Raw genomic sequence first — 12,235 nt, 5'->3', positions numbered from 1 at the left:
CTAACCATGGCGTCAGTCGATTTCGGCGTCCCAGGTACAGACGACCTGCAAGCTGGCTCGCCGATGGCTTAAACACGACTTTCGATCCGGTCGGCTCTTCCAGCTCTTTTGGCCGCCCTCGATCCTGATCAAGCCGTGCAACGGACTACCGCCCAATAGTGCACCTCTCTCTCCTAATGTAAGTTCTCTTTTATCGGCTGCGACATTTTGCTCGGACCGCGAGCTGGTGCGATCGCCACCGTGCCCGTCTGGCAGAACTTAATCCAAATCTTTTCGCGCGCAGCTTTCGCAAATTCCGGCCTCTTTGCGAATCCGGAGAACTAACTTCTTGTACTTGAACGCGAATGGTCGAAATATTTGATGTGCAATAGATAATCAAATTAATGCGCACCAGAATATGTTTATGTTTTTGGGGATAAACATGGAGAGCTAAGTTGTGCGCTCGGCGCCACTACTTTAGACCCTGAATTACCTTTGCTGAGTCGTGTTGTTGTCCCAAAAAAGCCTTCGGCGATGAACCATACGGATGCTGCCTTGCATCGCAGGCTTGACTTTACATGATCTGAAAATCGCTGCGTGACTTCAAATGAAGTTATTTGATCGCGTGGTGTGTGGCAGGCCAGATTAAACTCGAATAGGGGACCCTTCTTAATGGCAACTTCGCAACTTCCGAACCTCCTTGACGGCTATTCAGCGCGGCCGGGCTGGAATGTCGCCGGCGTCGATTATGCAGTCGGGGCGACATCGACATCGCTCAAGGATCCGGCGACGATCGCGATGGCGGGTGTTTCGATAGATACGTCGAGCCGCACGATAACGATTAGCGGAAGCAATATCACGCTTGATGGGTATGATTTTTCCCTTCACGGCGGATATCAGGTGAACGTCGCAGGTGCGAATGCGACGATTTCAAATAGTAATTTTGCGATTGGCACCAACCAGGGATCATATCTGATCTACGGAAGCTCGGCGGCGTCCAATCTGACCATCACGCACAATACCTTTGATGGCAGCACCATCGGAAACGCAACGTCGTTCATCGGCTTCGCGGGTTCGGGCCAGGTCACGATGGAGTACAACTGGTTCAAGGAATTTCCGCAGCACGTCGTCGAATTCACGCAGGCAAACGGCAGCCCAAGCTTCTCCGTTGTCTATAAATATAATCTGGTCGAGCAAGGGGCGATTGAAGACGGCGCCCATCTGAACTTCCTGCAGTTCGGCGGCGGCACCGCGGGCTCGGTGGATGTCGAGTTTAACACCACCTATCAGACGCCGCAGGCGTCGGGGGGCGAGGGCTTCCAGTTCTACAGCAATACTCAGGGCGGGGTGATCCAGAATGCCGTCATGGCATACAACACGATGATTGCGGCCGGTGGATCCGCCGGTTCAGCGATGTCGTATATGGTTCATGCCAATTCCTATAACGACAACAGTTCTGCCCTCAGTGGCAGCGTGCATGACAACTTCTTTGATCTGCAGGCGGCGTGGGGGGCATTCTACTCCGCTCCGAACGGCTGGTCGTTCTCCAACAATATGGATATGCGAAGCGGTCAGGTGGTCAATTCGAATAATACCGAATCGGCGCCAACATCTTCTCCAGTGGTGGTGCCGGCAGGGGCTGATGGCTCGTCGGGCAGCACGTCGTCTGGTTCCGGTTCGACCGGTTCTACTCTGCCTGTCGCTCCTGTCATCGCGTCCTTCTCGACCGACAGCGGTGTCGCCGGCGACCGCATCACGAGCGACAATACGCTTGAGCTCAAGGGTACCGCGGGCGCAAACAGCACCGTCAAGATCTACGATGGCTCGGTCCAGATCGGTACAATGACCGCCGATTCTGCAGGCGCCTGGGACTACATCACAAAGGTCCTGACCGACGCCAAGCATACACTCACCGCAACGGCGACCAACTCGTCGGGTCAGACCAGCGCGGCGTCGTCTGCTTTGGCCGTAACCGTTGACACCAAAGCGCCGACCGCGCCGACCATTGCCAGCCATACGGTGAACAGCGCCAATCAGGTGGTGTTGTCGGGCAGTGCCGAGGCGAGCAGCGTCGTTAAGGTGTTCGACGGCACGACCCAGATCGGGACTGCCACGACCAACAGCAGTGGCGTGTGGGGCTACACCAGCGCAACCCTTGCGGCGGGTTCGCACAGCCTCACCGCGACGGCAACGGACGCGGCAGGGAACACCGGCGCGGCGTCCACCGCGTTCGCGGCCAGCATCGCGACCTCGGCGATCCCGTCCGCACCGACGCCGCCGACTTCGCCGACTGCCGGTACGGTAGTCGAGTCAGCTGGCGCGACAACTCTCGTTGAGAGCGGCGGCAAATATTACCTCAACGGCAGCACCGGATCGGGCCCCACGCTGAAGGATAACGGTGTGGAGTTTGTGAACGGGTCGGATGGCACCTGGGCACCGATTGGTGCGGAGAAGACGGCGACGGGCTATGAGGTCGTCTGGAAGGAGGCGAGCACCGGTCAGTACACGGCGTGGAACACCGACAACAACGGCAACTACGTTTCCCATATCGACACCCTGACCGGCTCAACGTCGGGCGGCTCCGTGTCGGGTACGGACTCCGGCCTCAAATCGCTGGAGACGAGCTTCCATCAGGATCTGAACGGTGACGGGCAGATCGGTACTTCCACTGCAACCGCACCGACGTCGCCAACGCCGACTACAGGCAAGGTCATCGAGTCGGCCGGTGTGACAAGTCTCGTTGAGAGTGGCGGCAAATACTACCTCAACGACAGCGGCGGATCGGGCCCCTCGCTGAAGGATAACGGTGCCGATTTTGTGGGCGGGTCAGATGGCACCTGGACTCCCATTGGTGCGGAGAAGACGGCGACGGGCTATCAGGTTGCCTGGAAGGAGACGAGCACCGGTCAGTACACCGCGTGGAACACCGACAACAACGGCAACTACGTTTCCCATGTGAGCACGCTGACTGGCTCAACGTCGGGCGGCTCCGTGTCGGGTACGGACTCTGGCCTTAAATCGCTCGAGACGAGCTTCCATCAGGATCTGAACAGTGACGGGCAGATCGGTACTTCCACCGCAGCTGCGTCGTCCACCGTATCCGACAGCACCAGTCAGGTCGTGGCTACTTCAGGCAGTACGTTCGTCGCCTCGACGGGCAACACGACACTGAAGGGCACTTCTGGCGACGACACCTTTGTTGGCAGCAGCCAGGCCGACACCTTCGTGTTTGGCGCGAACTTCGGCCACGACGTCATCAAGGACTTCGTTGCCCGCGGTCCTGCGCACGACACGATCGAGTTCAGCAAGAGTGTGTTCGACAGTTTTGCGAGCGTTCTCTCCCACGCGGCCCAATCAGGCCAAGACGTCGTGATCGCGACGGGGAGCGACACGCTCACGCTGAAGAACACCAAGCTCGATGCGTTGACCAGCCACGACTTCCACTTCGCGTAGGGGACGGCGTAACCACACAGAGTAGTACTCAACAATTGCCTTGGGGATCTCTTGGGGGATCTACCGACAAAGGCATGGTTCAAGGGCGGCTGCCATGATTGACTTTGGACGGCGGGGGGTATTCCCCCCGCCCGCGAATCTTTATCGAATTCCACTTCTGCACATATCAGGACTGTGGGCGCTCGGACGGCAGTGGGCGGAAGACGCCGACCTGCGGACACCGCGACTGATCGGCTGGGCAAAGCGCCCGGTCGAAGCCCTGCGGCAACGGATATTCGCTGGTCGACCCCGGCCGGCGGAGGACTATGACGAGTCGCAGTCAGAGATGTCGGCTTTCCTGCGGTCTTGCCGCCGGATTTTCTGGGCCCTCGCGGCCTTCAGCGGGATGAGCAATCTCCTCATGCTCACCGGCTCGTTTTTCATGCTGCAGGTCTATGATCGGGTGTTGCCCGGGCGCAGCATACCGACGCTGATCGCCCTGATGGCTCTAGCCACGGTTCTTTACCTGTTTCAGGGTGGGCTGGACCTCGTCAGGAACAGGATCAGCGCCCGGGTCGGCCGGTATTTCGATGAAAGGCTCAGCGCTCGGATATTCGACGCGCTTGTTCGCCTGCCTCTCAAGACCAGGGCCGATGGCGATGGCTTGCAGCCGGTGCGGGACCTTGATCAGGTCCGCAGCTTCCTGTCGAGCGGAGGGCCGACGGCGCTCTTTGATCTGCCTTGGATGCCGATCTATCTCGGCGTCTGCTTCCTCTTTCACTTCTGGATTGGCGTCACTGCGCTGGTCGGCGCGCTGGTGCTGGTTGGCATTACGATGCTCACGGAAACACGCACCCGGGGGCCGGCAAAGGCGTCCTCGCGTCTCGCCGTCTCGCGAACCGCACTGGCGCTCGAGGGGCGGCGAAATGCCGAGGTTTTGCAGGCCATGGGCATGCGGCAACAGGCGGGCTTACGTTGGCGGGATGTCAACGCGAAGTACCTCGCGGCCCATGAGCGGGCCAGCGATGTCGTTAACGGACTGGGGGGCGCTTCCAAGATTTTTCGGGCGATCTTGCAATCGCTGGTTCTTGCCGTTGGCGCCGTCCTCGTCATCAATCAGGAATCCACGGCCGGCATCATCATCGCCGGATCGATCCTCACCGCGCGGGCACTGGCGCCCGTCGAAATGGCCATCGCGAACTGGAAAGGGTTCGTCGCCGCGCGGCAATCGGGGGAAAGGCTCGATCGCTTGCTGAAGCTTCTGCCTAGCGAGGAGGAGCGGTTGGCATTGCCTGCGCCTGTTGAAACCCTCACCGCCGAGCACCTCTATATTGGCGCCCCGAACTCGGAGAGGCCCACCGTCAGTGAAGTGTCGTTCCAGCTGCGGAGCGGGCAGGCGGTTGGAATCATTGGTCCGAGCGGATCCGGCAAATCGACGTTGGCACGTGCGCTGGTGGGAGTGTGGCCGTGCATGCGAGGCAGGATCCGGCTCGACAACGCTTCGCTCGATCACTGGTCTTCGGACGCCCTCGGCAAGCACATCGGTTATCTGCCTCAGGACGTCGAATTGTTCGACGGCAGCATTGCCATGAACATTGCACGGTTCGATCCGCAGGCAACGGCCGCCGCAGTTCTGGAAGCTTCGCATGCCGCGGGCGCGCACGGTCTCATCCTCTCCCTTCCAGACGGCTACGGCACGAAGATTGGCGAAGGAGGGTTAGCGCTATCGGCGGGCCAGCGGCAGCGCATCGGGCTCGCGCGCGCCTTTTACGGCAAGCCGTTTCTGGTCGTACTTGATGAGCCGTCTTCCAATCTCGACGCCGAGGGCGAGGACGCCTTGACCGAGGCGATCCTGAACGTGCGCCGTCGGGGCGGAATTGTCGCCGTTGTTGCGCATCGTCCGAAGGCGTTGGAAGGTGTGGATCATGTTTTGTGCCTCGGGGAAGGGAGGGTGCAGTCCTTCGGCAAGAGAGAGGAGGTCCTCAAGAGAGTGTTGCGAAATCCCACACCGCTCAAGGTCGTCGCGGAAGCTCAAGGAGGTGGCCGATGAATGGCCAGGTGACACCGGCGATGCAATCCATCCAGCGTTACATGATCGTCGGTATGATCATGTTCGGTTTGGTGACCTTTGGGATCGGCGGTTGGGCGACAACGACCCAATTGTCGGGCGCAGTGATCGCCCAAGGCGTGGTCGTGGTGGATTCGAGCGTCAAGAAGGTTCAGCACTCCACTGGTGGGATCGTGGGAGAGTTGCGCGTGCGAGAGGGCGCCCGGGTTAATGCAGGGGATGTTTTGATCCGCCTCGACGAGACTCAGACGCTCGCGAATGCGACCATCGTCACAAACAGCCTCGATGAGCTGTTCGCGCGGCAGGCTCGTCTGGAGGCCGAGCGCGATGGCGCTGAGCAGGCTATCTTTCCCAAGGTGCTGCTCGACCGGGCCAAGGAGAGCAACTCCGAGGCGAGCCGTGCAATCACTGCGGAGCGAAAGCTGTTCGAGCTGCGTCGTCAGGCGCGGAGCGGCCAAAAAGCGCAGTTGCAGGAGAAAAGCGCGCAGCTGGAAAACGAGATCAAAGGCCTCACGGGGCAGACCGAGGCCAAGCAGAAGGAAGTCGAATTTATCCGGCAGGAGCTGGAGGGCGTGCGCAGTCTCTGGCAAAAAAATCTGGTGCCGATCACGCGGCTCAATTCCCTCGAGCGCGATTCCGCCCGCCTCGAAGGCGAGCGCAGCCAGCTGGCAGGAATGATTGCTCAGTCGAAGGGCAAGATCGCCGAAATCGGGCTCCAGATCATTCAGATCGACCAGGACCTGCGGACGGAGGTGGGCAAGGATCTGATCGAAACGCGATCGAAGCTCTCCGAGCTGAGCGAGCGCAAGACTGCGGCGGTCGATCAATTGAATCGGATCGATATCAGGGCACCGCAAACCGGCCGCGTCCACGAGCTAAGCGTCCACACGGTTGGGGGTGTAATCTCTCCCGGCGAGCAGATCATGCTGATCGTGCCCGATGCGGACTCGCTTGCGGTTGAGGTCAAGATCGCACCGCGTGATATCGACCAGGTCTATATGGGGCAGACAGCGACAATGCGCTTCGCGGCGTTCAACCAGAAGACCACCCCCGAAATCGACGGAGAGGTCAGCATGGTCTCGGCAGACATCACCCAGGATCAGCGTGCCGGCACGAGTTACTACACGGGTCGCGTCCTGCTGAAGCCGGAAGAGCTGGCGAAACTCGGGTCGGCCAAGCTGTTGCCCGGCATGCCGGTCGAGGTCTTCATCAAGACGGCAGGTCGGACCGCGCTATCCTACCTGCTCAAGCCGCTGCACGATCAGGCGGAGCGCGCATTCAAGGAGCGCTGACTCTTCGCGGGAAGATAGTAGCGCTCGACTGCGCGAATTCGGGGCTGGCGCCCTATCCGTGGGCGCCAGCGTTACGATTAGTCTCTAAAGACGCGGCTGGGCGGCCGGAAGCATCCGCAGCGGGCGTGGCTGGCCGACGAGTGCGCGTCACAAGCCGGGACGGAGCCTGCGGTCTGGTTTGAAGGCTCGGCCGCGGCGTTCTGGTGATGTCGGGTCGTCGTAAGAGATTTGGTGGGGCGAGCGCGGTGAGATCGACCCACCTCCTGATCAGACGCAATAGATCGCGTGGCTTTCGACGGATCGACCGTAGCGGATGCCTGTTGTCCGTGGGCGGGACTACGGATCGCTCGAACGACCGTCCGCTCAGCACGTCCATTCGCTTAACGTATAGGGTCATCGCGGCCAGGAAGATAAGTATTGAAGCTTCAGCCCCTAGGATGACGAGTAGCTCATCTGGCATTATGAAACTGTCCTGATCGAAGAAGTACGGCTCGACGATTTGGCCCCGGTGAATAATTAAATCAACAATTAAAATCGTATGGGCGTTAAATTGTTGCCCCGGCTCCGGATGCGCGAAGCACGTTTCGTGCGCGCTTGACTGGCCTTTCTATCGGGATATCCGAGCGATCAAGACTTCTCGCTCCTTCATTTCTCGCCATTCTTTCTTCGGCAGGGCTGCGGGGCGCCATGGCGGTCCCCTTGCAGGCTGTCGTCACGTGTATTTAATTGTTGAATTTAAGTTTGCGCATTATATTGAATTTAATTAGGATTTAATATTATAATGCGGGAGTAGTGTTCTCGCGACAGGGCGAACCGCGCCGGCGGTGGATCCGACCTCAGTTTGGCGTTCGTAGGGGGATCGGCAGATGCAACGAACCTCGGGCCCAGTCATCGCGGCAGCCATAGCTGTCATGATCGGAGGCGTTCAGTGGGCGCGTGCAGCACTGTCGACCATGCCGACGGCCCCGCAAGCGGCTCTTGCGCACATCGAGTTGGGACGCCCGACGCTTCCGCCCCTCACTTACACGATGTTTTGCCTGCGCTATGAGGCCGAATGTCGCGCGCGGCGTTTCTTCCGCGGCGGGCCGCTCCGGTTGACGAAGGAACGGTGGGCAGAGCTGAAAGCAGTCAATCGCGCCGTGAACCGCGCCATTGCTCCGCAGCCCAATGAACTCGGCCTTGCAGGTGAGGAGTGGATCGTCAACCCCGATCGCGGTGATTGCAACGACTACGCAGTGAGCAAGCGGCATGAACTGCTGCAACGCGGCTGGCCCGCGCGGGTTCTGCTATTGAGCGAAGTGGTGATCAGTTCTGGAGACCATCACCTTGTGCTAGTGGTGCGCGCCAGGACTGGCGACCTGGTCCTCGACAATCTGACACCCGAGATCAAGCCGTGGTCGCGGGTGCCGTATGGCTGGGTCCGCATGCAGATGCCGAGCGACAGCCGCCTGTGGGCAACGGCTGGCCGCCCAGGAGCATGATTTCTGCCACGCGGCCGGAATCCCCATCGATGTAAAATATAGATAAGTCTCAAGAGCGGTAGCTTCTCGACATCTCACCTGAGCCTGGGCCGCACTGACGTTCGCCCCGCAGATCGCGGGCGATAGTCGTCGGGAGCCGGCGCTCCCGCCGTCATGACGCCGCGAGGCCCAGCGTGCTCCCGGCGGCGGCCGAGGGGTCCACCCAACGTCGGATCGTGCCATCATATATATCGGCACCGTAGAGCCAACCATCGGGTCCCTTCTGCAGGTCCACAATGCCTTGTACGTTGTCCACCAACTGGACGCTTGCGACCTGCCGGCTCGCGTTCAATGTCGCTGCGAAGATCGTTCCATTGTAGACGTCGTCGAAGAACATAGTGTTCTGATTGTAGAAATCCCCTGCAGTGATCACGTGGGCGTTGTCCGGAGCCCCGTGGCTCAGAGGTAAGATCGGGAACACGGCAGCCGGGTCCGACGTATTGTTGCGGTTGCCATTATTGTAGAACGTGATCGCCTGGGCGAGGTTCTGGTAGCTGGCGGTTCTGTCCGGACCTTCAAAATAGGGCCATCCGAAATTCGAGCCGGCAGGCCCCGTATCGATCTCTTCCCAGTTGTTCCAGCCCACATCTCCAACTACGGGCAGATTCGTGACGGGATCGAAGCTGAAGCGGTACGCGTTGCGGACGCCGTAGTAGAACACTTTCGACTGATTGCTGTTTGGATCGCCGGCCTGATAATACGGATTGCCGGGCGCTCCCTCGCCTGTAATGGGATCGATCCGCAAGAGCTTGCCCGAGAGATTGTGGATGTCTTGGACCCGCACTGCGCGGGGATCGACGAAGTTGTACGATGTGCCATCCCCGACGGTGAGGTAGAGATAGCCGTCGGGGCCGAAATGAACGGCACCTATGGAGTGCGAATCGCTGTCGGTTGCAAGATAGTCACGGATATTCTGGTTCTGGATGCCGGCCCTGTCCGGATCGTTGTCCTGCGATCCAACCTCGATCTGACTCGCGGGAGCTGTGATTGTGGTGCCGTTGACGATCCCGGAAGGAACGATGCTGGGATCGCCGCCGCTGTTCACGTCGGGACGGCTGATATAGGCCCAGACGCTGTTCTTGCCGACGAGCACCACTTCACTGGACGGATCGGCGATCATTGTGGTGGGGTCGACAGTGACCCTCACCAGACGACAAGGTCGGTTGCCGCCCTGATCGGCGGCCGCGAGACCGCTCTGGCCCGCCGTCTCGGGCGGATCGTAAGTGTAGAGCAGGTAGACGTAATGGTTGCTTGTGAAATTCGGATTCACCGCGATCCCCAGCAGTCCGCGATCACCGAAATCATTTACCTTGCTCGAAAGGTCGATGAGCGGAGTCGATCGCAATGTGCCGTTGTCCACCAAGCGCACCACGCCGTCCTTCTGCGCGACCAGCATGTAGCGGCCGTCGGGAGTCCAGTCCATCGCCACTGGTTGGTTCAGCCCCGTCGCGGCTGTCTCGCCCACCAGATTGCCGAGAGCGGGGTTGTCATTGTCCAGGATCTTCACTGTCGTTGTTGCCTGAGCGCCGAGAGTGGCACCCGTCGGGTTGCTCAAGGTAACGGTGAAGGTTTCGTCGTTCTCCGGCGTCGCATCGTTGATGATCGGCACCGAGATGGTTTGGCTCACCTGGCCAGCAGCAAAGGTCACCGTGCCGGACGACGTGGTGTAATCGGATCCTGCGAGTGCGCTGCCGTTGCTCGTCGTGAAGCCGACCGTGGCTGCTTGATTGACGCTCCCGCTGCGCAGCAGCGTGATCGTCGCCGTCGGGCTGCTCTCCGCAGCACTCACCACGAGGTCCGCCATTGCGATCGTGGCGGGTGAGTCGTCGTCGACGATGGTTACGAGCACGGTGCGTGGGGCTCCGAGGGATCCGGAGCCGGGATTTTGAAGCCCGACGGCGAACGTTTCGTTGCCCTCGGTAAGCTGATCGTTGACGATGCTGATGGTGAAGCTCTTGGTGCTCTCCCCCGGTGCGAAGACGATCTGGCCGGTGTTCGTCCGACCATTGAAGATGGGCTGAATGAAGTCCGATCCAGCCGTTGCAGTGTCGGCGGTGCCGATTTCATTCGTCGTGTACTCAACGGTGTTCTGAGACTGGAGGTCGCCGGTGCGTGTGACGGTGACGGTGGCCGTGCCGGCCGCTTCGCTGACGTAAATCGTAGAAGTGTTAAAAAGTGCGATGACGTTGGAAGGGGCGAACACGACGTCGCGGAAATAGTTTGTATTCTGATAGACGGCGGTCGGGAAGACGCCCGCGCTGTAGTCGAAGACGCCGGCGCCGGCCGCAGCGTTCAGGCCGCCGTTGCTGATGCCGGAGGCGAAGCCCTGGGGGGTGGAGACGTAGTAGCTGTTGATATTGACTGAGACCACGTAGGTCGTACCGGCCGCGATGGTGAGCGGCGTGGCGAGCGCCTGCTGCTGCCAGCCCGATGCGCCTTCGTTGGTGAAGGTGACCGTCGCCAGCTCCTGGCCGGTGGCCGACCAGATGTGGCCGACATGGGTGCCGGTCTCGTTCGCAGCCTTGTAGTACCGGATCGCCTGGATCACGCCGGACGTGTCGCTGGTGAAGCGCATCCCCAGCTCGTAATCCGCCCCTGTCCCGTCGGTGGCATTGGTGACGGACGGCGTCTGGGTGGTGAACAGGGTGGTGGTGGCACTCGCAGCTGTAACCGTCGCCGTGGCCGTGCTGGTTGCGTTCTCGCTGGTGCCGAGCAGGTCGGTGTAGGTGGCATTCACCCGGATCCGCTTGCCGACCAGGCTGCTGTCGAGGGTGAGACTCGAGGTCGTGGTGGTGAGATTTGTCCAGGTGGTGCCGTCGGCGCTGCTCTGCCAGTGATAGGTGATGCTCGCCGGGACGCCGTCAGGATCCGTGACGCTGGCCGTCAGCGTCTGGTTCTGGGTCGCCGTGCCGCTGATCGTGACGGCACCGACGTCGTTGACGTTGGCCACCGCCGTGGCGGTCGCGGAGCTCACCGGGGTCTCGCTGCTGCCCAGGAGATCCGTGTAGGCGGCGGTAACACGTATGAAGCTGCCGACCTGGGCCTGTCCGAGGGTCAGCGTGCTCGCCGTCGCGCCAGTGATGTTGCTCCATGTGGTGCCGTTCGTGCTTCGCTGCCACTGATAGGTGACGGCGCCCGGCACTCCATCCGCATCGCTCACCGTCGCGGTCAAAATCTGGTTCTGCGTCGGGGTCCCGCTGACGCTCACCGTACCGGAGCGATTATTGGGCGTCGACGAGCCCGCAGCGAACACGACGTCGCGGAAATAGTTTGTATTCTGATAGACGGCGGTTGGGAAGACGCCCACGCTGTAGTCGAAGACGCCGGCGCCGGCCGCAGCGTTCAGGCCGCCGTTGCTGATGCCGGAGGCGAAGCCCTGGGGGGTGGAGACGTAGTAGCTGTTGATATTGACTGAGACCACGTAGGTCGTACCGGCCGCGATGGTGAGCGGCGTGGCGAGCGCCTGCTGCTGCCAGCCCGATGCGCCTTCGTTGGTGAAGGTGACCGTCGCCAGCTCCTGGCCGGTGGCCGACCAGATGTGGCCGACATGGGTGCCGGTCTCGTTCGCAGCCTTGTAGTACCGGATCGCCTGGATCACGCCGGACGTGTCGCTGGTGAAGCGCATCCCCAGCTCGTAATCCGCCCCTGTCCCGTCGGTGGCATTGGTGACGGACGGCGTCTGGGTGGTGAACAGGGTGGTGGTACTCGCCACGTTGGTTGTACTCCCGGGCTAGTCAGCGTAGTAGGCTACGACCTAAACTTACCTGTGCGGGTTGCAGCGCAGTGTGACTGCCGTGGTATTCGCATTAATAATATTTAAATAACAAAAAACCAATTAAATAGAAACTATTTTTTACGTTGGAGACGCGACGCTCGTCAATTTTTGTTGAAGTTGAAAGAAGCGGCGTGCGTCACGGATAGTGAACAGTCTCTTGGCCGCGCTG

Annotated in this window: 5 protein-coding genes; 4 read left to right on the top strand and 1 reads right to left on the bottom strand. The window is 60.4% G+C overall.

Going from position 1 to position 12,235, the window contains the following annotated elements; all coding sequences use genetic code 11:
• Positions 1-651 precede the first annotated feature (651 nt).
• From GWG65_RS13615 to GWG65_RS13600, 4 genes are all read left to right on the top strand, one after another.
• Entirely contained in the window at positions 652-3,432 is a 2,781-nt protein-coding gene (locus tag GWG65_RS13615) for an Ig-like domain-containing protein (RefSeq protein WP_275196072.1), read from the top strand.
• A gap of 94 nt (positions 3,433-3,526) precedes the next feature.
• Positions 3,527-5,461, top strand: coding sequence for a type I secretion system permease/ATPase (locus GWG65_RS13610; RefSeq protein ID WP_275196071.1), 1,935 nt, complete (start codon positions 3,527-3,529; stop codon positions 5,459-5,461).
• A complete protein-coding gene (locus tag GWG65_RS13605; RefSeq protein ID WP_275196070.1) occupies positions 5,458-6,771 on the top strand; it encodes an HlyD family type I secretion periplasmic adaptor subunit in 1,314 nt (437 codons plus the stop codon). The genes GWG65_RS13610 and GWG65_RS13605 overlap by 4 nt, the downstream gene beginning before the upstream one ends.
• A gap of 953 nt (positions 6,772-7,724) precedes the next feature.
• Complete coding sequence (locus tag GWG65_RS13600; RefSeq protein WP_342760642.1) at positions 7,725-8,252, top strand: transglutaminase-like cysteine peptidase; 528 nt, start codon at positions 7,725-7,727, stop codon at positions 8,250-8,252.
• A 151-nt stretch (positions 8,253-8,403) separates the two neighbouring features.
• Here the strand turns inward: GWG65_RS13600 and GWG65_RS13595 are convergent, their stop codons facing one another.
• The gene (locus tag GWG65_RS13595) at positions 8,404-12,003 is read right to left on the bottom strand and encodes a DUF4082 domain-containing protein (RefSeq protein WP_275196068.1); all 3,600 of its coding nucleotides are present in this window, start codon (positions 12,001-12,003) and stop codon (positions 8,404-8,406) included.
• Between the last annotated feature and the right edge of the window lie 232 nt (positions 12,004-12,235).

It is taken from the genome of Bradyrhizobium sp. CSA207, from assembly GCF_029051685.1.
In the GTDB taxonomy this organism is placed as follows: Bacteria; Pseudomonadota; Alphaproteobacteria; order Rhizobiales; family Xanthobacteraceae; genus Bradyrhizobium.
The sequence above is the reverse complement of the archived record's forward strand: the minus strand, read 5'-3'. Positions and strand labels throughout refer to the sequence as shown.

Coding starts and splice junctions, on each gene's coding strand:
- GWG65_RS13615 (WP_275196072.1), top strand. CDS start 652: ATGGCAACTTCGCAACTTCCGAACCTCCTTGACGGCTATTCAGCGCGG.
- GWG65_RS13610 (WP_275196071.1), top strand. CDS start 3,527: ATGATTGACTTTGGACGGCGGGGGGTATTCCCCCCGCCCGCGAATCTT.
- GWG65_RS13605 (WP_275196070.1), top strand. CDS start 5,458: ATGAATGGCCAGGTGACACCGGCGATGCAATCCATCCAGCGTTACATG.
- GWG65_RS13600 (WP_342760642.1), top strand. CDS start 7,725: ATGCCGACGGCCCCGCAAGCGGCTCTTGCGCACATCGAGTTGGGACGC.